This window comes from Cognatundibacterium rugosum, from assembly GCF_014284365.1.
In the GTDB taxonomy this organism is placed as follows: domain Bacteria; phylum Pseudomonadota; class Gammaproteobacteria; order Burkholderiales; family Burkholderiaceae_D; genus Undibacterium; species Undibacterium rugosum.
On record NZ_JACOGG010000011.1, the window covers coordinates 22,070 to 46,363 of the forward strand.

Genomic DNA, 24,294 nt, shown 5'->3' on the forward strand with positions numbered 1-24,294 from the left:
ACGCCCGGATCAGGCGTGTATAGGAACGGCTGTTATTGTATTGACCGTCTGGCTGGCATTGTGTACCAAGGACGGGTTATTTGCCATCCCCATACCAAACAAATCTTTAGGGTCCATCATTTCTGGTACTAAATCCAACATGGTCGTTCCGGCTTGTAACACATATTTTTCCAGATAGCGCATGGCGGAAAAATCTTCCAGCGCGAAGCCGACAGAATCAAACACCGTTACTTGCTGCGCATCGTGGCGGCCAGTATGGCTGCCGTTGAGTATGGTCCATAGTTCGGTAACTGCAAAATTGGCTGGCATTTGCTGCAATTCACCTTCGATGCGCGATTGTGGTTCATATTCCACCACGACCAGCGCCTGTCTGAGTATGTCTGCATGCAGCTCAGTTTTGCCGGGACAATCGCCACCGACGCCGTTGATGTGCATGCCCGGTTCTATCATGTCCGGTGTCAGGATGGTGGCATTGGTTTTGTCGGCGGTAACCGTCGTCACGATATCCGCGCCTTTGACTGCCTGTGCGGTTGAATCAGCACGTATCACAGTCAGTTCTGGGTAAGCACGCAGATTGCGTATCAGTTTTTCTGTCGCAGCCGGGTCCACGTCATACACGCGCAATTCACGTATCCCCAGCATTTTGTGAAAGGCGATGGCCTGGAACTCACTCTGTGCGCCATTCCCAATCAGCGCCATGACTTTACTATCAGGACGCGCCATATATTTAGCTGCCAGTGCCGAGGTTGCCGCGGTGCGTATAGCAGTAGTGAGTGTCAATTCAGAAAGCAGACGCGGATAGCCGGTATCCACGTCCGCGAGCACGCCAAAAGCCGTCACTGTGAGTAAGCCAGCCTGAGTATTTTTAGGATGCCCATTCACATATTTGAATGAATAATTGCTACCGTCAGAAATAGGCATTAATTCAATTACGCCAACTTCAGAATGACTCGCGACGCGCGCAGTTTTATCAAACAGCGACCAGCGCAGATAATCTTCTTTGATCATTTCCGCCATGTTGATAATCGCATTTTCAGGCTTCACCTGACGTAAATGATTCTGCATGTCGCGGGTGCCGATAAAGCTTACCATGATGTTCTCCAAGTTTTTTAATATGGACAGGGCTGACGCATCGACTCCACCTAAGGGAGAAATAAGGACGGCTGTAAATCACTGAAATGCTATATTTAACTTTGCCAGGTCAGTCCTGAGTTAAGAACATCGCCAATGGACTTAGCCACGCTGCTACGCAGGCATGTCCCGAAGCTGTTGCGAAATTTTTCCACATTTCGCAAAAGCCTCATGCACATCAGACAGTGCAATGAAACTGACGAGTTCTGTCTCCATTGTAGCCATCACCGGGGATAATTAGATTGCTAAATATGCGAATAAAATCGTAGAATGAGAAATAAAATTTCATATTTTTTTAAATAGGTTGAAATAATTTCTTAAATTACATTTTCAATAAAATATATCAAAACCCGGTGTCTGATTGTACGTGCCCGGCAAGGAGTAGTAAGTATGGACAATTATGATTTGAGTATCTTGCGTCATTTGCAGCAGGATGGTCGTATCAGTAACCTGAATCTGGCAGAAAAGATCCACCTGTCAGCGCCGCAGACCTTGCGTCGGGTCAGAATGCTGGAAGAGCAGAAGGTGATACGCGCTTACAGTGCGCAAGTGAACCCGGAAGCAGTAGGACTGGGGGTGATGGCGTTTGTGAATTTATCGCTGGACCGTGAACAGTTCCGCAATGTACGTGAAGTGGAGCGCAAGTTGCAGGCATTCCCGAATATCATCGAGTGCCATACCATCTCAGGGGATTTTGATTACATCCTGAAGGTAGTGGCCGCTGATCTGAAGAGTCTGTCGCAGTTTTTAACGGATACCCTGATGCAGGTACCCGGGGTGGCTTCATTGCGCTCCATGATTTGTATGGAAGAGATTAAACCGGTTTCCGGCTTGCCTATCGCCTAAAGACAAGCGAGCCGGAGTGATGGCTTAGTGCGCCTCTTCCCAGTTATTGCCGACCCCGACTTCGGCCAGTAAAGGTACGTCGAGTGTGGCGACATTGGCCATCAGTTCCGGCAGTTTTTGCCTGACCAGATCTACTTCTGCATCTGCCACTTCCAACACCAGTTCATCATGTACTTGCATGATCATGCGGGTTTGCAGTTTTTCCTGCTCCAGCCAGTTCTGTACGGCGATCATGGCCAGCTTGATCAAATCCGCTGCGGTACCCTGCATAGGTGCATTGATCGCTGCGCGTTCAGCGCCTTGACGACGCGGGCCATTCGGGCTGTTAATTTCCGGCAGCCACAAACGGCGGCCGAATACCGTCTCTACATAACCATGTGCTTTCGCCTTAGTGCGGGTATCGGCCATGTATTGCGCCACGCCCGGATAACGCTGAAAATATTTGTCGATATAGCTTTGTGCCGCAGCACGCTCTATGCCCAGATTCCCCGCCAGACCAAACGCACTCATGCCATAGATCAGTCCAAAATTAATCACCTTAGCATAGCGACGCTGTTCATTACTGACTTCCGCAGGCGTAACACCGAAAATTTCTGCCGCAGTCGCACGATGCACATCCTCGCCATCGGCAAAAGCCTTGAGCAGACTCGCATCACCTGAGATATGGGCCATGATGCGCAATTCGATCTGCGAGTAATCGGCCGACATGATGATATGACCCGGAGAGGCAATAAAGGCTTCGCGGATGCGGCGTCCTTCTGCAGTACGCACCGGAATATTTTGCAGATTCGGATCATTCGAAGCCAGCCTGCCGGTGACCGCCACGGCTTGCGCATAATTGGTATGAACACGACCAGTGGCAGGATTGACCATTTTCGGCAATTTGTCGGTATAGGTCGATTTCAGTTTGGCCAGACCACGGTATTCGAGCAGAATTTTGGGCAGAGGATAATCTTCTGCCAGTTTTTGCAAGACCTCTTCATCGGTGCTGGGTGCGCCGGACGGCGTTTTTTTGACTACCGGTAAACTCAGCTTGCCAAAGAAGATTTCGCCCAGCTGTTTAGGTGAGTTCAGGTTGAATGGCTGACCCGCCAGCGCATACGCATTTTGTTCCAGCTCCAGCAGACGGATACCGATTTCATGCGATTGCGCCGCCAGTAAGGCAGGATCGATTCTTACACCATTGCGCTCGATTTTTTGCAGCACGACTGAAGTCGGTAATTCTATGTCGTGGTAGACCTTGAGCAGCCTGGCATCGGGTGCGATTTCAGGCCACATAGCCTGATGCAATTGCAGTGTGATATCAGCGTCTTCGGCCGCATAGTCAGTCGCGCGTTGTAGTTCGACCTGATCAAAACCTATTTGCGATGCGCCTTTACCGCAGACTTCTTCAAAGCTAATAGTTTTTTTGCCCAGATGGCGTAGCGCCAGGCTGTCCATGTCGTGTGATTTATGGGATTCGAACACATAGGATTCCAGCAAAGTGTCATGCGCAATGCCGCGCAGCTGTATGCCATGATTGGCCAGCACGTGGCTATCGTATTTCAGATTTTGACCTACCTTAGCCTTGCTTGCGTCTTCCAGCCAGGGCCGCAGTTTTTCCAGTACCAGTTCACGCTTAAGCTGCGCTGGCGCGTCCGCATACTGGTGCGCTACCGGGATATAGCAGGCATGGCCCGCTTCGCAACACAAGGAGAGGCCGACCAACTGCGCGTGCATGGGTTCCAGCGAAGTGGTTTCGGTATCGAAAGCAGTCAGGCTGGCTTGCTGTATCCGCGCCAGCCATGCATCCAGTGCGGCCTCAGTCAGCACCAGTTCATAATTTTTCTCAATGACGGTTGCATTTTCTTCTTCCTGAAACAGTCCGCCCTGTACCGGAGAATTCGCTGGTGTAGCGGCGCCCGCAACGCTGACCGACTTCAGTGGTGTGGCCCCAGCGGTGGCGTCGCCCGATAATTCACGTAACCAGGTTTTGAAACCGTAACGGCTGAAGAAAGTCATCATGTCTTCCTTGCTTTCCGGTTTGGCGATCAGGCTGTGCTGGATATCCTGATAATGCGCACTCAGGTCGCAATCCGTTTTAACTGTGATCAGTACCCGTCCCTGCGGCAGCCAGTCCAGCGCGGCGCGCAGGTTGTCACCGACTACGCCCTTGATTTTATCTGCATTGGCCATGATGCCATCGAGGCTGTCATATTCAGTCAGCCATTTGACCGCTGTCTTAGGGCCACATTTCGTCACACCAGGTACATTGTCCACCGTGTCGCCAATCAGTGTCAGATAGTCGATGATACGCGCCGGTGGCACGCCGAACTTGGCTAATACGCCCGGTTCATCCATGATTTCATTGGACATGGTATTAATCAGCGTGACCTGGCTGTTGACCAATTGCGCCAGATCTTTATCGCCGGTCGAAACCACGGTTTTCATATTCTGGCGGGTGGCGGCGACAGCGAGCGTGCCGATCACGTCATCGGCTTCCACGCCTTCCACCATCAGTATCGGCCAGCCCATCGCAGCGACCACCTGGTGAATAGGTTCAATTTGCAGTCGCAGGTCATCCGGCATTGGTGCACGTTGTGCTTTGTATTCGGGATACAAGTCATCGCGGAAAGTCTTGCCTTTTGCATCAAACACGCATGCCATGTATGCTGCCGGATAATCGCTGCGCAGACGGCGCAGCATATTGATCATGCCGTAAATGGCGCCAGTGGGCTCGCCTTGCGGATTACGTAAATCCGGCATCGCGTGGAAGGCACGGTACAGATAGCTGGAGCCATCGACTAACAAGAGGGTATTTTGCATATGAACGGAAACAGAAAAAATGTGACCAGATTGCGTCAGATTATTGATCAGGACAGAGCGACAGCCTTAAAAGCGCGCGAATCCTGGCATATGTTCACGATTATGGCAGAGTTTATCGAGTCTACCGAACGCCTTTCGACGATACGTCCGGCCGTGACCATTTTCGGCTCTGCGCGCACCAAAACGGATGATCCCTATTATGCACAATGTGTGGACTTGTCGCGACGCTTGTCCGATGCCGGTTTTGCGGTGATTTCCGGCGGTGGTCCCGGCATTATGGAGGCTGCGAATAAGGGTGCATATGAAGGAGCTTCGCCTTCGGTTGGCTTGAATATAGAACTGCCGCACGAGCAGCGCAGCAATCCCTGGCAAAACATCAGCCTGAGTTTCCGGCATTTCTTTGCGCGTAAAGTCGCATTTGTGAAGTATGCCGATGCTTATGTGGTTTTCCCTGGCGGCTTCGGCACCATGGACGAGGTCAGCGAAGTATTGACTCTGATGCAGACTGGGAAATCGCGTCGTATCCCTGTGATCCTGGTTGGCACTAGCTTCTGGAGTGGTTTATTGGAATGGATCAAGGTGCAGATGGCCGGCAATGGCATGATCGCGCCTGAAGACTTGAATCTGGTACAACTGATTGATGAGCCGGCAAATATCGTTGATGCGATTTTTGCGTTCTATGAAGCGCGTGATATCGAGCCTTCTGAGGATGAACGTCAAAGAATGTTGTACCTGTAAGCTGATACAGCGAATGAGCGCAGCGGGGGGGGGCTGCGTGTGTCGCCTGATGTTATTGAACAGCGTGCGGCGAACATTGTTTGAGGCTTGTTTTCACTAATCCGGGGAGTGTAATCGATGAAAAAAAAGAATTGGATTGCGATGTACTGTCTGCTACCGTTGTCAGCGTTGGCGCAACAACAGGATTGCAAGCAGTTGCTACAGGACGCGGAGCGTCTGGCTTGCTATGACCGCTTGTATGGTCAGCCTGTGAAGCCCGAATTGGCACAGAGCAGCAGTGACAGCGCGACTTCATCCCAGCGCAAAGAGCCGCCTGCCGCCACCAGTGCTGCAACGCGTGAGGCGGACGGGCTCAGCGAGCGCTGGGAATTAGACCCCGTAAATGCCAAGTCCCTGTTTTTTCCTAAACCATATAAGCCGGTGTATATCCTGCCAGTCGCATACAGCAATCGCATCAATGCAGCTCCGTTTTCGCCAGCCGTTGGCCATCAGGCCGATAAAGCGGATCTGAATGCAGCCGAAGCAAAATTCCAGCTCAGTTTTAAGTCAAAAATAATGGAAAATGTGCTGGGGACCCAAGCCAATCTGTGGGGCGCCTATACCCAGTCATCTCGCTGGCAAGTATATAATGGCGGTTTGTCGCGCCCGTTCCGGGAAACCAATTACGAACCAGAAGCCATGTTGGTCTATCCGCTCAGCTTCGATATGCTGGGCTGGCAGACCAGGATGGCATCACTGGGCATCAACCACCAGTCCAATGGCCGTGCTTTGCCTTTGTCACGCAGTTGGAACCGTGTCATTGGCGAGTTGGCGCTGGAAAAAGGAGACTGGAGCATCAGCCTGCGTCCATGGTGGCGTATCAAGGAAAGTGAGGCAGCCGATGACAATCCCAGTATTCAGGATTACATAGGGCGCGGGGAATTGCTGGTGACACGTAAAACCGGCAAGCACATCTTCACCTTCCAGGGACGCCACAGTCTGCGTTCAGGACAACAGTCGCGCGGTTCAGTGCAGCTGGACTGGGCTTTTCCTATGCTCACAGGCTTGCACGGCTACGTGCAGATTTTCAGCGGCTATGGAGAAAGCATGATTGACTATAATTTCCGCCAGACCCGCGTGGGTATGGGGGTCTCGCTGGTAGAGTGGCGTTAATGTGTATGGCTGGCCTGCTTAATGCAAGCCAGCCACAGCCATTTTCAGGCCAGATACAGCAAAGCCAGGCCTATCGTGGCTGGCAGCGCCTGAATATACAGAATTTTGCGTGAGGCAGTCGCTGCGCCGTACAGACCAGCAATCAGTACACAGAGCAGGAAGAAGGTGCTGACCTCTTTGCCCGCTGCGCCCAGACTCAGCCCCCAGAACAGACCCGCAGCCAGAAACCCGTTATAGAGGCCCTGGTTTGCTGCCAGTGTTTTCGTAGACTTGGCCATCTCAGCACTCATGCCGAAGGCACGGCGTCCTGCCGGTTTCTCCCACAAGAACATTTCCAGAACCAGAATATACACATGTAATACCCCTATCAGTCCGATCACGATATACGCGGCTGTTTGCATGCTTGACCTTTATGTAAAAAATGAAGAGTAAAACGAGAAGATTAAACTGAAAACTCAGTCAGGCAGCCAGTTCACTTGTGGGAATTTTTGAATAAATTCCTGAGGCATAGTCACTACTTTACTGATCTGGTAATCGAAAAATACAAAGCCGGATTTCGCCATTGCTATCAGGGTGTTATCGGCTGGGCGCGTAACGCGAAAAATAATATCGCCACCATATTTGTTAAAGTCCATGACTCCGACTTCAAACAGCAATTGATCGCGTGCATGCGCCTCAGCTTTGTAGGTGGTCGCGAGGTCGGTTACGATAATACCCAGTCCATTATTGGCCGTTTCACGGATGCCAAACTCAAACATAAAACGGGCGCGTGCCTCAGAAATCATCGACACCATCGAGTCGTTGCCGACATGATTCGCCGCATTGATTTCGGTCACTCTGACATTGAGTTGGGTGCTGTAGTAATACTGATTTTCAGGAAACTGTAATAGCAGGCGTGTCATAGAGATACCAATCCGGATAAGCAAAATGTTGTACTGACGTACTGTCAGTGTGTCTATGTGCAGATTGTAGCGGGTTTTGAGTTGCTTGAAATTAAGAAAAGGATCATGCTTCGAATAAGAAGTATTGCCTTAAGTTAACAATTTTTTTGAATCTTGCTGCTTGTAAAAACCTAAATACTGAGTAGTATGAAATTCAGGAAAATAGACCCAACACTTGACTTTAGCTATATACAGACAGTCGCCTGGGTGTGAAATATTTGCTTTTTATATAATTTATGGCGAAACAGATCAGCGGATGTGGGGCCGGAGATGGAAAATCAATTTGAATATTTCGACTTATCTGTGCCAACGCCTGCGGCCAGTACGCCTGCCAGTGCCGCCCAGGCTGCGAATGTCAGTCAGGAAGTCGCTCAACATAATCGCCTGAAATACCTGATCGATAATACGCCTGCGATTATTTACAGCAGCGTTCCGACAGGTGATTTCAAAATGACTTATGTCAGCTCCAATGCGCAACGCATACTGGGTTACGATTCGGCGATGATGGTGTCAGATCCAAATTTCTGGTTTGACCACATCCATCCTGACGATGTACCGCAGATTTTTTCCAGCCTCGCAATGTTGTTTTCGGAAGGTGAGCGTACTTACGAATACCGTTTTAAAAACAGTAGCGGTCATTACATCTGGATGCACGATATGTTGCGTCTGATCCGCGACGAGGCCGGCAATCCGATTGAAGTGGTGGGGTCGCTCACAGATATCAGTGAGCGTAAGGCGATGGAAGAGTCGCTGCAAAAAAAAGGCGAAGAGCAGAAACAGTTAATTCATAAGCTGCAGGAGGCACAGGATCAGTTGATGCAATCGGAAAAAATGGCATCGGTTGGTCAGCTGGCCGCCGGTATCGCCCATGAAATCAATAATCCGATCGGCTTTGTGAATTCCAATATGGGGTCATTACAGGGCTATGTAGAAAAATTGTTTGAAGTTCTGGCACAGTATGAACAGTTAATCCTCCAGCCGCAGGCAGCGCAGTCAGCGGTTGCGCGTGTGAACGCCATCAAAAAAGAGGCGGATCTGGAATTTCTGCAAGAAGATGTAGAGGATCTGGTACGTGAATCCATGGACGGTCTCAAGCGTGTGCGCGATATCGTACAGTCTCTCAAAGATTTTTCACATGTCGGCGAAACAGACTGGCAGGAAGCGGATATCCATCATGGCATAGACAGTACGCTCAACATAGTTATCAATGAGATCAAGTACAAAGCGACCGTCATTAAGGAGTACGGTACTTTGCCGAACGTCCGTTGCATCATTTCGCAAATCAACCAGGTGGTGATGAATTTATTGGTCAATGCCTCCCATGCGATTAAAGATAAAGGCACTATCACCATTAATACCGGATGCAAGGACGACTGGATATGGATACGCATTAGTGACACAGGCTCAGGTATTCCACCTGAAATCATGACACGTATTTTTGAGCCTTTTTTCACGACGAAACCGGTAGGTAGCGGCACCGGTCTGGGCTTATCACTGTCGTATGGGATTATTAAAAAACACAATGGACGTATCGAGGTGAAAAGCGAGATGGGGGTTGGTACCAGTTTTACTATCCATTTGCCGCTACGTCCGGATAAAGTGGACGCAGGCTAAGCGTTAACGCCATCATTGCTCAGTGAAAAATTGAAAATTTCAGGGTGCAGGCTATGAGTCAGGAAAATACCAATAACACCAGGCATGACTTCACTGCGATGCTCAATATCGGGATGGACGGTATGTTCGATAGCATGAGCAGTTTGCGCTTGAGTAGCAGCGAAGCCAGAATGCTGGCGACCATCAGTCCACAACTGACGCAGATACGTACACAGTTTGATCAGGCCTTACGCGAGCATATCGCTGATACACCTTTCCTGTCTTATGGCTTGTCCGACAGTTTGCAGCAGCGTATACATGAGCGTCAACGCAGCTACTTTGCATTGTTGCTGGAATCTAAGCCGAGCAGCAGTTTTCTGGCAGACCGCAGCAAAATCGAGTATGCACATCAACAGATGGGACTGAACCGCGATTGGTACTTTTCTGCTTACAGAAAATACCTGGGGGCGGTTTGGGGCGAGCTGCAGGATATCAAAGCAGACCACCAGCTTTCCTTCAGCGGCATGATGCTGATGGTATTTAAATTATGTATGTTTGACCTTGGGCTGGCGCTGGAAATCTATTCAGAAGTTGAGAAAAAACGTTTTTTTGAAAGCTATATCGCCGATATGCAAGTGCCTCCGCCTATGCTGGCAGAAACGCGGCAGGCTGGTCTGGTCGATTACTCTAAGCGTAAGAAACTCGAAACACTATTGCAGTCTTCGATAGATGATTCACCACAGATGACAGGACATCTGAGTATCTGTTATCTGGGCTTGGATCAATATGAACAAGTTGCTGAAAGCTATGGCTTCGAAGCCTCCAGACTGGTATTACAGACGATAGAAATACGCTTGCGTGCTGAATTGCACGATGATGATGTCATCACTCACCTGGGGGGCGGAGAATACCTGCTGATCCTGCCTGGCCATTCTGACTCTGGCGAAGTGCTGGCGCTCTGCCAGCGCGTCATGAACACGTTTACGCAAGCGATTTCCCTGATTGGTCAGAAATTGAACATGTCCTGTTGCATAGGCATTGCCATGTATCCGGAAGATGGGCCATTGGCAGAAGATATTTCCAGATGCGCTGAAGTCGCATTTCGCAGAGCACGGGAATGTGGACCTGGCAGCCTGCGTTTTTATTCCGTGGTACTGAATAGCCCCGTGGATGAACAAAAGGGGCTGGCCTCGGATTTGCGTATAGCGATACAGGACAATCAGCTGCAATTGTTTTATCAGCCTAAGGCGGATCTGCGTCATGGAAAACTGGCAGGATGTGAGGCTTTGCTGCGCTGGCAACATCCAACCCGGGGTGAAATCTCACCGGCGAAATTTGTACCGATTGCGGAACAATCCGACTTAATCGTACTGCTCGGGTATTGGGTGATACGACGCGCCTGTGCGGACATTCAGCGTTTGCTGGAGCAGCAGCTGACACCGCCGGTAGTCGCTATCAACGTATCACCGCGTCAGTTGAAGGAGGCCGGGTTTCCTGAAAATATGCTGGCCATCATGAATGAATATGGTGTGACAGCAGAGCACTTGTCACTAGAGGTGACGGAGAGTGTGTTAATAGACTGTGATGAAGGATTTGATGCTTTATTTTTTCGACTGAAAAGTCTGGGCTTTAGTTTGTCACTGGATGATTTTGGAACGGGTTATTCCGCACTCGGTTATCTGAAACGTTTCTCATTTGATTATGTCAAAATCGATCAGTCTTTTGTCCGGGAGTTGCCAGGTCATTTGAGTGATGCATCGATCTCTAAGGCCATTATCTCCATGGCGCATAGCATGGGGATGGAAGTGATTGCTGAGGGCGTCGAGACGGAAGCGCAGTGTAAGTTTTTTTCAGATAACTTATGTGAACAAGTGCAAGGCTATTTTTATGCACGTCCTATGCCGTTTGAGCAGTTGCTGGACTTTGTGCGTCAGGATGTCCGCCTGAATCCACATGTATTACAGGCTACCCGGCCAGAGCGGACTTTACTTCTGGTGGATGATGAACCCAATATTCTGTCTGCGCTCAAGCGCTTGTTGCGTAAAGATGGCTATCGCATTTTGACAGGCAACAGCGCCAGTGAGGGATTACAGATACTGGCAAGCGAAAATGTGGATGTGATTATGTCCGATCAGCGTATGCCTGAGATGTCGGGTGTTGAATTTCTGCGTCAGGCCAAGGCTTTATATCCAGATACAGTCAGGATCATCTTATCCGGCTACTCGGAACTGCAATACATCACGGATGCGATCAACGAAGGTGCGATTTATAAGTTTCTGACTAAACCCTGGGATGACGAACAGATACGAAAAAATATCAGTGATGCGTTCCAGTTTAAGGAAATTCTCAATGAGAACCGCCGATTGAATCTTGAGATACAAAGCAGTAACAGAGAGCTGGTCAGAACCAATCGTCAGCTATCAGATATTCTGAAGCAGAAGCAGAATCAGATACAAAGAGATGAAGTCAGTATCGGTGTCATTCGCGACATTCTGCATCAGATTCCATTTCCATTGATTGGCATTGATGACGAAGACCGCATCGCATTTTGTAATCTGCAGGCGGAAGAATTATTGCCCGGCGCTGCAGTGAATCTGGACAATGAACTGCATTGGGCATTCCCTGAGCTTGCGGAGCGTTTAAACAGCACTGATCAGCAGGGCTTGATTTCTGTGAAAATTGGCGGAAGAACTTACCATGTTGATTGCCGTGCAATGGGAAAACACTCTGCTTCGAATGGACGCATTATTATTTTTCTTCCGGTCGCAGAGACGAGTGAAACGGCTAGTCATGAAAGTGCATAAATTTGCGCAGGGTCTGGCGCTACACACGATACGATAGCAAAAATAATAGCGGGAATATCAGAGGTTTTACGATGAGTTCCATATTTGCAGATCAGCTTGTACTGGCACTGGAGGAATTGCCCTCCCTGCCTCAGGTATTGTCTGAATTAATAGAGGCGATCGACCACGACAACGTGGATCAGCATTGCATTACCATGCGGATCGCCCAGGATCAGATATTAACCTCTAAAACTTTACGCCTCGCAAATTCTTCTTTCTATGGCTTGTCCTACCGCGTCAACTCGTTGTCAGACGCGGTGTTTATACTCGGTTTTCGCAGCTTACGTACACTGGTGACCAGCGCTGCTATCGCCAATTTGTTACACCGCTTTGTGTTAGACCGGAAAGATGTGGATTATTTTTTTGAGCATTCTATTTCGGTTGCGATTTTTGCCAAATTGCTGGCTGCGCACGTTTGCGCCAATCAGGAGCAAGCCTTTACGACCGGACTGATCCATGATCTGGGAAAGTTAGCTTTAGTGACGAAATTTCCCGATGAATATGCAGAGGTGACGCATTATCAGAAAGAGCACGCCTGCGCGCGCTATGAGGCTGAAAATGCCGTACTTTCCACGAGTCATGCGTCGATAGGCGCTATGCTGGCGTGCAAATGGCGTTTTCCGTTGGAAATGCAGCAGGCGGTCAGTGCGCACCATGATCCAATTACCGCAGAAACCAGTGAGTTGTCGATACTGATGACAGTAGCGAATATTTTTGCCAAAGTGCGTGGAAGCGATGAGGAGCGTATCCATATGCTGCGCGAGTCCGGCTATGCATGGCAGCGTATGGAATTGAATGAGGAATTGTGTAAATCAATGTTCGCGACGGAAAAACAGCAATTTGCCGAAATCAGCCAGATATTACTTAGTCATTGAGCGTGTACTTCGCTCTCAGGTAGAGGCCAGGTATGTTGGCGCGGCCCTACAGTCATTCATCTATTAAGCCGAAATGGAAAGTCAGGCATGACGAACACAGAATTACAGGCTGAGCCACAGGCAGAACGTGTCTGCCGTATATTATGCGTCGATGATGAGCCAAATATTTTGTCTTCCTTACGTCGTTTATTTCGTGGCAAAGGATATCAGGTATTGATTGCTAACAGCGGTCAGGAAGGACTGGCGACGCTGGAGACTGAAACAGTCGATCTGGTGATTTCAGACATGCGTATGCCTGTGATGGATGGTGCAGTCTTTCTTGAGCATGTCAGGGCACGCTGGCCAGATACCATACGTTTGCTGCTGACCGGCTATGCTGACATACAATCAATTTTAGATGCGATTAACCGTGGCGAAATTTATCGCTACATCACCAAGCCCTGGGATGATAACGACATCGTTCTGATTGTACGGCAAGCACTGGAACGTAAGGCGCTGGAGCTGGAAAAACTCAGACTCGAAGAACTGACCTTAAGACAGAACGAAGAATTAAAAACGCTCAATGCCAGCCTGGAAGCCAAAGTTGAGGAACGCACCGCAGATCTCAGAAAAGCGCATGAATCCCTGTTGGCTGCTAACGATAAGCTGAAGGACAGCTTTCTGACCTCGATTAAGGTATTTTCCAGCGTGATCGAAATGCGTGGTGGCAAGCTGATGGGGCGCTCGCGCCGGGTGGCTGATCTGGCACGTAAAATTGCGCGGCGTATGGGGCTGGACAGTAAAGACACACAAGAGATTTTTGTCGCAGCCTTATTGGCCGATATAGGAAAAATCGGATTTTCTGACGAATTACTTGATACGCCGTTAAATCAGATGAACGGTGATCAGCTGGGGCTGTTTCACAAACACACACTGCGGGCGGAACAATTACTGATGCCTTTGCAGGATCTGCAGGGCGCGGCACGCATTATTCGGTTTCAGCACGAGCGCTTTGATGGCCGCGGCTTCCCTGACGCGATTGCCGGAGACGAGATTCCGTTGGGAGCCCGAATACTGGCGCTCGCTGGCGATTACGATAGTCTGCAGATAGGCTGTCTGGTTCCTAAGCGCGTGCATCCGGACGATGCCTTGCCACTCATTGTGCGTGGTGCCGGTAACCGTTATGATCCTAAGGTGGTTGAAGCTTTTCAGCAGGTCATGGGCCACGTCAGCGAGGAACCGAACGATAAAGAAGTCATGGTGCCGCAGCTGTTGCCAGGCATGGTGTTGTCGGCAGATGTGGTATCCAAAGAAGGTATGTTATTGTTACCCGCCGACTTTGTGCTGGACGAAGGGGTGATAGAAAAGCTCAGACTGTTCAGTGAACCCGTACATGGCAGGATGTTTGTGCGCATCTACATCAACAGGAGGAAATGATGCGAAGAATTCTTTTATTGGATGATGAGCAAAATGTGCTCTCAGCCTTAAAACGCAGTTTCAGAAGCATTGCGCATCAGGATCTGCTCAGGATAGATACCTACAATGCGCCAGAGGAAGCATTGACGCATTTGCAGGATACCGCTTACGATTTCATTGTCTCTGATTATCATATGCCATCCATGAATGGTATTGAATTCCTGACGCTGGCCAAGGCGATACAACCGGACGCGGTACGCATGATGCTGAGTGCTTCTGCAGAGTTCAAAACCATACTCGGTGCGATCAATGAAGCAGAGGCATTTCGCTATATCGCCAAACCATGGACGCAGGAAGAGTTGACGGATACCTATCAGGCCGCATTGCAAAAGCGTGATCAGATACTCGAAGACCGGCGGCTGGCCGATGAATTGCGTGTGCAGCGTGGTCAGCTTTCACCGCAGGAAGAAGCGATGCGCAGACTGGAAGAAAGCGAGCCAGGTATCACTAAAGTGAAGTGGGGGGCAGATGGTTCGGTCATGCTGGATTAAGTAAGTTTTAATGCCGTCAAACCAGAAGGCAGAAACGCCGTCGCCTTTCTGCCAATTCTTTCCACCAAGGGAAAGAACATTAATCTCGTATTAGCGCTTATGCGTATGTTCATTGATTGATTTTTATTTTTACTCCATAAGGCATATCACATTATTAAGTATTTGGTAAGAGATACTAAATCACCAAGGAATTTCTATGACGCATGGCAATACTTCATGGCAGGAATTTGGTCAAACATTTGTAGATCAATCTAGAGAATTAAATCAAAAAGTTACTGATGAAATTTTAGAGCGAACTGAGCGAGCGCTTGTAAGTGCTAAAGAAAAGATTAAACAGACTGAAGAAGTGAATGAAATTCTTAAACTTCGAGTTGAAAAAGCGGAACAGGAAGCCAGAGATGTAAAAGCTTTACTGTCTCGTCCCATGCGAGAGATTGCTGAGATTTCTGGTGATTTCCAAAAAGCCTATGAACAACAACAGCAAATTCTTGCCAATTGGATTCTTAGTCAAAAAGCTTATCGTGAAACAGCGGTTCAACTTGGAATAGCGGTTGGGAAAACAGCTGAAGAAGTTCAAGATTTAGTCACTCAAAACGCGAATGCGGTTCTTGAAAACCGTACTGAACATGGCAACGATTCCAATACCAACCCATTGGTAAAAGAATATGCCTCAACAATCTTAGCAATCCGTAAGAAAAATGGCGAGGTATAAGAAAGCTCTCTCATGACACACCGCTAATTGGGTGTTAGTCCTGAACAAAATGATACTTGTCTTGATGGATTCTTTGCTGATGGTGGGCAGGAAGGCAGCATGAGGCTGGCTTTGTATTGGTTTGAAACAGGCGTGGTCTGGTAAAATGCCGCCTTTCTGTCTTGTTCTGTAGCCGGTTGTCAGATCTCAGTATCGTCACTGCGATATCTTCCGCTTCACAGTACGACCTCTTTTACTGAAACTCCGTATGTCCGACTCTACTCCTGCTGACAGCAGCAAATCTCTGTTTTATGACCCGACTGAACGTCGTATCCGTAGCTTTGTCACCCGTACTGGCCGCGTCTCAGATGCACAGGCCCGCGCGATAGAAACGCTGGGGCCAGTCTTTTGCATCCCTTATCAAAAATCTTTGCTTGATATCGATGCGACTTTCGGCCGCCAGGCGCCGACTGTATTTGAAATCGGTTTTGGCATGGGTGAAACCAGCGCCAAGATTTCTGCCAGCATGCCAGAAAAAAATTTCATCGGCGTTGAAGTGCATACGCCGGGCGTAGGCAGTCTGCTTAAGCTGACCGATGAAATGGGGTTAAAAAATCAGCGCATCATTCAGCATGATGCGGTTGAAGTACTGAATTACATGATTGCGCCGGAATCACTGCACGGAGTCCATGTCTTCTTCCCTGATCCATGGCATAAGGCGCGCCATAATAAGCGCCGCCTGATTCAGGGCCCGCTGGTGCAACTGCTCGCATCACGACTGGCACCGGGTGGCTATCTGCATTGCGCAACGGACTGGGAAGAATATGCGGTGCAGATGCTGGACGTACTGAGTGCTGAACCTGTCTTGGAAAATACTGCGGAGGCGTATGCACCACGCCCTGACTATCGTCCTGTGACGAAATTCGAAAACCGCGGCCTGCGTCTTGGACATGGCGTCTGGGATCTGGTGTTCCGTAAAAAATGAGTCAGTCCTGACACCGCACAGTTGGTATCTGTATGTGAAAAAAAGCAGCCATCCGGCTGCTTTTTTCCTTTTATCCCTGCGTGAACTGCAAGTGGATTACACCCAGTTTGACGAAGCGGACCGATACCGGCATCTGTAGCGGTACGTCCGGGCTGCCGGCATAGGAGCCGGTGATGACAAACTGGCCTTGTCGCAATCCCAGACCCTGACTGCGCAGGAATTCAGCCAGCCAGTACAGTGGCTGACGCGGGAATCCGGCCGGATGTTCGCCGCGCAATTGCTGTATGGTCTGAGCTTGCGTCTGGATTTCGATGTCCAGACAGGATGGCTCATTCCGCAGGTATTCCGCGGCCAGTGGTGGTCCCAGCACGCAACCCTGATTGTACAGACCGTCTGCCAGATGTTCGGTGTATTCCGCTGTCTCCGGCTCCAGATAACGGCTGCCTATCAATTCCAGCGCGATATGACAGGCGGAAACGGCCTGATCGACATCCTGCATACCGTACGTCGCTTCACGTGGTGGCAGGTCCTGCCCCAGTATAAATGCCAGTTCCGGCTCTATCCTTGCCATTCCTTGCAGTGGCAGAAGACTGACCTGACTTTCGCTACGGAATACCCGGCTGGCAAAGATCGGCGCGAGTATCACACGCCCATCGCAGGGGATGCCGCACTTCCAACCTGCTATCGTTTCGTTTAACAGGGAGGGAACCAGTGCCTGTATTTGCAAAGCGTCTTCTATGCTGCCCGGACGCAAGGAGAGCGGGAGGCGATCGCCGCGCTGCTGTTGCGTGTGACGCTGTGCTAATTCGGCTGCGGCCTGTTGCTGCTGGGCGGTGGCTGGTGATTTGCTGGTCATGATCTTCTCTATCAGAGGATACGCTGCTGCCGAATGGCCGGTGGAGATCAGCATATCTTAAACCAGCTCGGCGCGGGCTGCCTAGTGAGCTCGTATTTTTATTCGTGTTACCGAGGTGGCGGCCAGTAATAGCAAAGCACCTGCCAGACGAATCACGTTTTCCGGGTTGCCTCCCAGCAGACTGTGATAGACCAGCGGGAGTGTAAAAATCTGAATAATCATAGGGATCACGATGAACATGTTAAAGATGCCCATATACACACCGGTTTTTGCAGCAGGTATGCAATTTGCCAGCATGACATAGGGGTTGCCCATAATGCTGGCCCAGGCCAGACCTATGCCTGCCATCGGTAGCAGCAACCAGAGCGGATCATGAATCGCGGGTATGCTCAGCATCGCCAGCCCGGCGAGTGTCAGGCAACATGTATGGGTAAATTTCGGTCCAAAGCGCCTGGTCAAGGGGATCAGTGCGAAAGCCGCGATAAAGGCGATGAAATTATAAAATGCACCGATCTGACCGTTGAGCAAACCCGCTGCGCGAAACCCTGCCGAGCCTGGATCGCTGGTATCGAATAAAGTGCGAGCCAGTGATAATACGATGTACTGCCAGTAGCAGAACATGCCATACCATTGAAATAGCTTCATCACAGCCAACTGGCGCATGGTCGGAGGCATTTCTTTGAACGCAGTCAGAATGTCACTGAGTGTGGTTTTCCAGCCTGCCGGTTCAGCCTGTATCGCCTTGATTTCTTCTGCAGTCAGTGGGATTTCCGGTGTGGTCTTCAAAGTCCACAAGACCGACGCCAGCGAAAAGAAAGCACCTATCATAAAAGCAGCGATGACGATGTGTGGGATGTGCTGCGCATTCACTGCATCCTTATTCATACCGAACCAGACCAGCAGCGAAGGCGTCAGATAAGCCAGTGTTTGCCCCAGTCCGGTAAATGCACTTTGCGTCAGAAAGCCCAGTGTGTGCTGGCTGCGGTCCAGTTTGTCACTGACAAACGCACGGTAGGGTTCCATGGTCACATTATTCGCCGCATCCAATACCCACAGCAGACTGGCTGCCATCCACAACACAGGGCTATACGGCATCGCAAGCAAGCCCAGGCTGCACAATATGGCACCAATCAGAAAATAGGGCGTACGGCGGCCCCAGCGACTGATCGTGCGGTCACTCATGGCGCCGATCACGGGCTGCACCAGTAAGCCAGTTGCGGGGCCAGCCAGCCACAGATACGGCAGGCTGGCTTCATCCGCACCAAGATAGGCGTAAATCGGACTCATGCTGCTTTGCTGTAAACCGAAGCTGAACTGTATGCCAAAGAAGCCGACATTCATGTTGACGATCTGCCAGAAATTTAGCAAAGGGCGTTGACTGCTGCTGGCGGGTGAACTCTGATGATTCATACTCTTCCTTGTCTCTTGAGGATAAGTGTCTGCTGCGCTTAGTGTTGTGCGTATTGTGCTTATTGCGCATTTCCGGCCGCTAATGGCGTGGTGCTCCAGGCATTTTCCCAGACTTGATAAAACGGCTTATCGCCGACTGCTCCACGCACACCGCAGATCGCTGTGGCAAACGCCTGGGCTCTTTGCAAACTCAGCAAGCGTGGCCAATCACGTAACAGGCCAAGTAAGACAATCGCGGAAAAAGCATCGCCGGCACCCACGGTGTCCACCACATCAACGGCAGACGCAATACTGCCGCGGCTTTCCAGGCCTTCGCCATCGACATACAAGTAGCCTTGCGCGCCCAGCGTCACGATCAGTGCCTGCAGCTTGCAGGTCTGCAGTAACTCGCGTAACAGCCCGATTGAGGGTATACCCGGCGCGCTGAATTGTTGTTTCTCAGGTGTAGTTAAACCCGGATAAAGACGCAGTAAAACCTGTAATTCATCTTCGTTGATTTTCAGGATATCCGCCGCTGCAATCGAGCGCAGTATCGTGTCCAGACTGGCCTGATCCTGACGCAGATTGAGATCCAGATAGCGCAGCGCACTTGATTGCTTCAGTATGTCGTCTAATGCCCGACGAGAAGCTGGCGCGCGTTGCGCGAGGGTGCCGAAGTAAATAATATCTCTGTCTGGTGGTGCTGCAAACGAGGCATTACGCTGCGCACAGGCCTGGCTGGCAGATGTACTGGCTATGTGGTCATACGCCTGATCGGGCAGGATGTGGAACTGGTGGCTGACGGCTGCTTGCTCATGCCGTATTTCCACGCCGACCCGGCCGCTAGGGTAATGCTGATCGCTTTGCAGCCCAGCGTCAGATATACCGAATTTATGCATATCTTCGCGTATCCATGTGCCGTAAGGGTCGTCACCTATTCGTGAAATGAACAGCGGATCGCAGCCGAAATAAGCCAGCGTGCGTGCCACGTTGTAGGGTGCGCCGCCTATCACAGGCCCGTCCGGAAAATCATCGATCAGGACTTCACCGAATATGCAGATAGTTGAGTTGGACATCAGTTCACTCCTGTTGCAGATAAATCCGATGCGATCAGCCAGCATTGTGACCAGGCTGGAATCAGCAGTATATCCGGCGGAACTTCCCCATCCTGCGTTTTCCAGCATCGTGACACTGGGCTGCCAGATGCTTGTCCGGACGGTAGTTGTTGCGCCAGTGCGCTTAGCGTCACAGTTTGTGGCTGATCAGAGAAGTTGCCAATGAAAACAAAGGGTGTATCTGCTTCACCGCGACTGAATGCCAACAACGATGACGAGTTGGTATGCAGCAGACATCGTGCTGACTGAGCTTGCAATTGCGGTAGCTTGCGACGCCATTGCAGTAATCGCCGCAGACTTGCGTAGCACTGGTGCGCGCTGCTGTGCTGTATCTGGCTTTGCGCAGCTAAGTTTGTATCCCATTGTGGTCGGTGCAGCCAACGCGCATCGTATTGATGGGCAGTGACTGAACGGTAATCTTCATTGCTTTCCTGAGCAAATTCATCGCCCATGTAAATCAACGGCATACCACCGAAGCAAAAACTCAAACCATATAACAGTAATTGTCTTTGCACAGCCATATGGCTTTGTTTTGCGTCAGTCGCACGGCTCAGACCGCATAATGCAGCGGCCATCCCTACCGTGCCATGCACTGCCGCCGGATCGCTGGCCTGAAAGCTGGCGCCGCTGGCGAAGCTGCCGCCCTGTCCGGCAAAAAACTGGCTGACGGCAGACAGTCGTTGTTCGACATCTGTCACTTGCAGACTGGCTTCCGGGCGCAACACATTCCAGCCTATATCGTCATGACAGCGCACATAGCTGAGCCAGCTGGTGTTTGGTGGCAGTTCCGGCGTCCCCGTGATGACTGCCGCAATCAAGCTGGTATCTTGTTCTGCCACTGCGACCCATGCGGCTGCCATCAGACTGCTGTGATAAGCAAGATGACATTCCTGCACGCCGCGCTGCGCGTCCCCCAAATAGGCAGGCAGATCGCGGGTTGCGACGATCGCCTCAGCTTTCAGTAAGACACCAGGCATCGTAATTTCCGTGATACAGCGCAGGCATTGCAGTATCCAATGCGCCTCCGGCTGATTCATGCAGCTTGTGCCTGGCCGTTTCCATAAAAATGCGGTGGAGTCGAGCCGGAATACTTCGATGCCGCGATTGGCCAGTTGCAGCAAAGCTGCTGTCATGTCCAGAAACACGGCGGGATTACTGTAATTCAGATCCCATTGATACGGATAAAAGGTGGTCCATACCCAGGACTGCAGCGCATCGATATAGCTGAAATTGCCTGGCGCTACCTGAGGGAAAACTTGACCCAGCGTGGCTTCAAACTGATCAGGCATGGTCCGGTCAGGATAGTGGTAAAAATAATCACGGTACTTCGCGTCGCCCGCCCGCGCGGCAATCGCCCAAGGGTGATCGTCGGCGACATGATTCAGGATAAAGTCAGAGCACAGACTGATACCGGACTCGCGTAATGCCTGAGTCAGTTGTTCCAGATCCTGCATACTGCCCAGCCTAGCTTCGACCTGATTGAAATCGGATACGGCAAAACCGCCATCATTCTCACCGACACGTGCTTTCAGGAAGGGCAGTAAATGTAAGTAAGTCACACCCAGCTGCTGCAGATGCGGAATGCGCTGCCTGACGCCTTGTAGGTTTACGGCAAACCGGTCGGTATAAGCGCAGTAACCCAGCCTGTCTTCACGGGTGAACCAGTCGGGTTGCTGGCTGCGTTGCTGATCCAGTTTCTGTAGTCCGGCTGGGCGCGCCTGCAGCGCATCGGCCAAGACTTGCATCAGTTGCAGACACCAGTCTTTTAATTGTGCATCGTCGGCAAAGTGCGTCGCGTATAGCTGGCTTAAGCGCGCAATCAGTGTGGGTGCGTGCTGTGCAAAGCGCAGTTCTGCCGTAGCCCTCAGTGCAGGTGCCAATTGCGCCAGAAAAGCCTCTTTGCAGGCGCTGAGCAGGGTGTTGGAATTGGATGAAGAATGGACAGGCATAATGGTCTGGTTAAAATGGGCTCCCCCGGTAAGTAGGGGTTACAGGGGGAGCTCAAGTGCTGCGGGGACAATCGGTGTTACTGAGTGTCAGACTCAGAACGAATATTTCAAGGTGGCGCGTATGCTGCGTCCATTGATGGAGCGGGCAGCATGTCCATCGCCTTCAACTTCGGTATAGCCTAGGGTATTGAGCAAATTATTGATGCTTATCGACGCCTGCAGGCGTTCTGTCAGCTGATAGTTGGCAAAGGCATTCAATACATTGAAACCACCCAGGGTCAGGGTATTGCCATCGTCGCCAAAAGACTTGGAAGTGCCGATCAGGCTGGCACCGAAGACGGCATCGCCCATGGTGTAAGTCGGCGCGATTTGATACACATACTTGGCCTGGCGCCGTGGCGTTTTTCCTATGATACTTTTATCGGCTGCTGCGGTGATGCTGGCATTGGTATAAGTCAGTCCACCCGTCATGCGGAAGGCGCCGATTTTATAGCTGGCTTCCACTTCCAGACCTTTTGCATCATAGGTGTTGGACGAAAATTTCTGCGTGGTGGCTTCAAAATTTGACTCTGAAGTTTTGGCCTGGAACAGGGTCACAAAGCTGCTGAAATCGCCGTTTTTCCATTTCACACCTGCTTCGTTTTGCTTGACGATATTGGTACTGATCGGTGTGCTGCCATCCAGCGGGTTACCAAACATAATACGGTCTGCATTGAACGCAATACCATCGCTGGTACGCGCAAACAAAGCCAGATCTTTATTCAGGCGGTAATTCACACCGACCGAATACGAAGTGTGATTCACATCGTAATTGATGAACTTAGTATTAGCTTGAATGTAAGTCTGTTTAACAGCTTGATTATAAGTGCCGCTGGCATTCTGCTTGTCATAGCGCAGGCTGGCATCGACATTCCAATCTCCTTTTTCCCAGCCCAGATTGGTGTACAGGGCATTGGTTTTGTATTGGGCATCGATGGCGCGGTTACAGCAGCCGCCCCACACATCGGTACCTTGAGCCAGCAAGCCCGGGCTGCCTGCGACGGTCGCTGCGGAGTTCAGCAGTGCCGGCTTATCGCCGCTGGCCTGCATCAGGTATTGATTGAAATTCCAGGTCAGCGCCACATTTTGTATGGAAGTGAAATATCCTACCGTGGTAGCGAGTTTGCCTTCCGCCAATTCAAATGCGCGTGATAAGCGCACGTCGTTGCTTGTACTGCCCAGATCATCCAATGAGGTATTGAAGACAGTAGCCGTAAAAGCGGGGCCGCTATATGCCTTGCCAGCATTCGGGCCAGTTGCATATGTCATACCACTGCTGTTGTTGGCGTTATCCGCCGGGAAGATGGAAATAAAGCGGCCGGTATTGGTCGACTTGCGGAATTTCTCATCCAGCGTCCAGCCATTGCCGACATTTAAAGAAGCTTCTGCGCCAAAGGCGTTGCTAACTGCATGCAAACCATCATTCACATTTGTGGAAACTTTGTTATTATTTTTATCGAGTGCGATATCGCGTGTCCAGTAAGGAGAGTAAAAGCTGGCAGTACGCGGATCTATGCCCGTCATTTCAGAAATAGAACCATTCACGGTGCGGACTGGTACTGGCATATTCATCGGCGTTTTGTCGTCCAGATGTTTGACGCTCAGGCGGATATAGCCATTGTCCAGTTCATGCGTGATATTGGCGCGTAACTGGCCGCCATCTTCAGCGGTCACACCGGCTGGACGCGAGCTGTCACCATTGCGATAGAAGCCAGCGATGAACATCCGTGTTTTTGGCGACAGTGCCGCACCATAGTCGAAATCAAAACGGGTCTGGTTAAAATCCAGACCTTTGGTGATGCCTATGCTGCCGCCTTTTTCCTTACCATTTTTACTGATGAAGTTAATGATACCGCCGGGTGCATTGGTCGCCATCGTCGATGCGGTGCCACCGCGCACCACTTCCAGATGGCTCAGACTGCCATCGGCACGCAGATACATATCCGGAGTGGCGAAGGCGATATCGCCGAACAGCAGCACCGGCAAGCCATCTTCCTGGAATTGTACATAGCGTGCGCCACCTGCCGAGATAGGTACACCACGTACGGTCAGATTGGCATTGCCTTCGCCGCCGGAGGATTCGGCGCGCACACCAGGCACGGCGCGCAAGATTTCTGCTGCATTGGTTGGGGCGGACTGGGAAATCTGATCCGCATCGAGTGAGCTGATGGAGACACTGGCCTTCATTTTCGAGGTGCCGATCGGTGTGCCGGTCACGATCACTGAATTCAGATTCAGGGAATTTTTCTCTTTGTCGCTGCTGGCTGTGCCGGCTGCTTCCTGAGCCAGTGCACTACCCATATGGAATACGGCCAGGGATACCAGGCTGGCCATGCGTGTCAGTTTGAGGCTGTGTGATGTCATTTCTGTCTCCGTTATTTTTGCATGCCGACGAATGAG

Annotated in this window: 19 protein-coding genes; 10 read left to right on the forward strand and 9 right to left on the reverse strand. The window is 50.6% G+C overall.

Features of this window, described 5'->3' with window-relative positions; translation table 11 throughout:
• Positions 1-9: 9 nt before the first annotated feature.
• Positions 10-1,092, reverse strand: coding sequence for an ornithine cyclodeaminase (locus H8K47_RS11295; RefSeq protein WP_186881517.1), 1,083 nt, complete (start codon positions 1,090-1,092; stop codon positions 10-12).
• Between the two features lie 429 nt (positions 1,093-1,521).
• Between H8K47_RS11295 and H8K47_RS11300 the strand changes: the two genes are divergently transcribed.
• Positions 1,522-1,977, forward strand: coding sequence for an Lrp/AsnC family transcriptional regulator (locus H8K47_RS11300; RefSeq protein WP_162020469.1), 456 nt, complete (start codon positions 1,522-1,524; stop codon positions 1,975-1,977).
• Between the two features lie 24 nt (positions 1,978-2,001).
• Here H8K47_RS11300 and polA read toward each other — a convergent pair whose 3' ends face one another.
• Positions 2,002-4,782 carry a DNA polymerase I gene (gene polA / locus H8K47_RS11305; protein ID WP_186881518.1) on the reverse strand — a complete coding sequence of 927 codons (2,781 nt, stop codon included), beginning with the start codon at positions 4,780-4,782 and terminating at the stop codon, positions 2,002-2,004.
• Here polA and H8K47_RS11310 point away from each other — a divergent pair, their 5' ends adjacent.
• Both H8K47_RS11310 and H8K47_RS11315 read left to right on the forward strand, forming a co-directional pair.
• On the forward strand, positions 4,783-5,520 hold the full coding sequence (locus tag H8K47_RS11310) for an LOG family protein (RefSeq protein WP_186881519.1): 738 nt from the start codon (positions 4,783-4,785) through the stop codon (positions 5,518-5,520).
• A 117-nt stretch (positions 5,521-5,637) separates the two neighbouring features.
• Positions 5,638-6,672: a phospholipase A gene (locus tag H8K47_RS11315; RefSeq protein ID WP_186881520.1), complete on the forward strand. Its 1,035-nt coding sequence runs from the start codon at positions 5,638-5,640 to the stop codon at positions 6,670-6,672.
• A gap of 44 nt (positions 6,673-6,716) precedes the next feature.
• Here the strand turns inward: H8K47_RS11315 and H8K47_RS11320 are convergent, their stop codons facing one another.
• Together H8K47_RS11320 and H8K47_RS11325 are read right to left on the reverse strand one after the other, a co-directional pair.
• Positions 6,717-7,073 carry a DUF1304 domain-containing protein gene (locus H8K47_RS11320; protein ID WP_186881521.1) on the reverse strand — a complete coding sequence of 119 codons (357 nt, stop codon included), beginning with the start codon at positions 7,071-7,073 and terminating at the stop codon, positions 6,717-6,719.
• 54 nt (positions 7,074-7,127) lie between these two features.
• The gene (locus H8K47_RS11325; RefSeq protein ID WP_186881522.1) at positions 7,128-7,574 is read right to left on the reverse strand and encodes a thioesterase family protein; all 447 of its coding nucleotides are present in this window, start codon (positions 7,572-7,574) and stop codon (positions 7,128-7,130) included.
• Between the two features lie 309 nt (positions 7,575-7,883).
• Here H8K47_RS11325 and H8K47_RS11330 point away from each other — a divergent pair, with 309 nt between their 5' ends.
• The 7 genes from H8K47_RS11330 (at position 7,884) to trmB (ending at position 16,546) form a co-directional block, all read left to right on the forward strand.
• Positions 7,884-9,227, forward strand: a complete 1,344-nt coding sequence (locus H8K47_RS11330) for an ATP-binding protein (protein ID WP_186881523.1) — start codon at positions 7,884-7,886, stop codon at positions 9,225-9,227.
• A 53-nt stretch (positions 9,228-9,280) separates the two neighbouring features.
• Positions 9,281-12,010 carry an EAL domain-containing protein gene (locus H8K47_RS11335; RefSeq protein ID WP_186881524.1) on the forward strand — a complete coding sequence of 910 codons (2,730 nt, stop codon included), beginning with the start codon at positions 9,281-9,283 and terminating at the stop codon, positions 12,008-12,010.
• 71 nt (positions 12,011-12,081) lie between these two features.
• On the forward strand, positions 12,082-12,924 hold the full coding sequence (locus H8K47_RS11340; RefSeq protein WP_186881525.1) for an HDOD domain-containing protein: 843 nt from the start codon (positions 12,082-12,084) through the stop codon (positions 12,922-12,924).
• A gap of 87 nt (positions 12,925-13,011) precedes the next feature.
• Positions 13,012-14,340 (forward strand): response regulator c-di-GMP phosphodiesterase, NosR family, encoded by a 1,329-nt coding sequence (gene nosR, locus H8K47_RS11345; protein ID WP_186881526.1) that lies wholly within the window; start codon positions 13,012-13,014, stop codon positions 14,338-14,340.
• Complete coding sequence (locus tag H8K47_RS11350; protein WP_186881527.1) at positions 14,337-14,870, forward strand: response regulator; 534 nt, start codon at positions 14,337-14,339, stop codon at positions 14,868-14,870. Before nosR ends, H8K47_RS11350 begins: the two co-directional genes overlap by 4 nt.
• 196 nt (positions 14,871-15,066) lie before the next feature.
• On the forward strand, positions 15,067-15,582 hold the full coding sequence (locus H8K47_RS11355; RefSeq protein ID WP_186881528.1) for a hypothetical protein: 516 nt from the start codon (positions 15,067-15,069) through the stop codon (positions 15,580-15,582).
• A gap of 247 nt (positions 15,583-15,829) precedes the next feature.
• A complete protein-coding gene (trmB, locus tag H8K47_RS11360) occupies positions 15,830-16,546 on the forward strand; it encodes a tRNA (guanosine(46)-N7)-methyltransferase TrmB (RefSeq protein WP_186881529.1) in 717 nt (238 codons plus the stop codon).
• A 70-nt stretch (positions 16,547-16,616) separates the two neighbouring features.
• On the opposite strand, the gene H8K47_RS11365 is transcribed toward trmB, so the two are convergent.
• The 5 genes from H8K47_RS11365 to H8K47_RS11385 all read right to left on the reverse strand — a co-directional run bounded on the left by H8K47_RS11365 (position 16,617) and on the right by H8K47_RS11385 (position 24,258).
• Positions 16,617-17,402: a fumarylacetoacetate hydrolase family protein gene (locus H8K47_RS11365; RefSeq protein ID WP_186881530.1), complete on the reverse strand. Its 786-nt coding sequence runs from the start codon at positions 17,400-17,402 to the stop codon at positions 16,617-16,619.
• 81 nt (positions 17,403-17,483) lie between these two features.
• Entirely contained in the window at positions 17,484-18,812 is a 1,329-nt protein-coding gene (locus tag H8K47_RS11370) for an MFS transporter (RefSeq protein WP_186881531.1), read from the reverse strand.
• Positions 18,813-18,871: 59 nt separating this feature from the next.
• Positions 18,872-19,867, reverse strand: a complete 996-nt coding sequence (locus H8K47_RS11375; RefSeq protein ID WP_186881532.1) for a PfkB family carbohydrate kinase — start codon at positions 19,865-19,867, stop codon at positions 18,872-18,874.
• Positions 19,867-21,855, reverse strand: a complete 1,989-nt coding sequence (locus H8K47_RS11380; RefSeq protein ID WP_186881533.1) for an alpha-amylase family glycosyl hydrolase — start codon at positions 21,853-21,855, stop codon at positions 19,867-19,869. The genes H8K47_RS11375 and H8K47_RS11380 overlap by 1 nt, the downstream gene beginning before the upstream one ends.
• A gap of 93 nt (positions 21,856-21,948) precedes the next feature.
• Positions 21,949-24,258, reverse strand: coding sequence for a TonB-dependent receptor domain-containing protein (locus tag H8K47_RS11385; RefSeq protein WP_186881534.1), 2,310 nt, complete (start codon positions 24,256-24,258; stop codon positions 21,949-21,951).
• Positions 24,259-24,294: the final 36 nt, after the last annotated feature.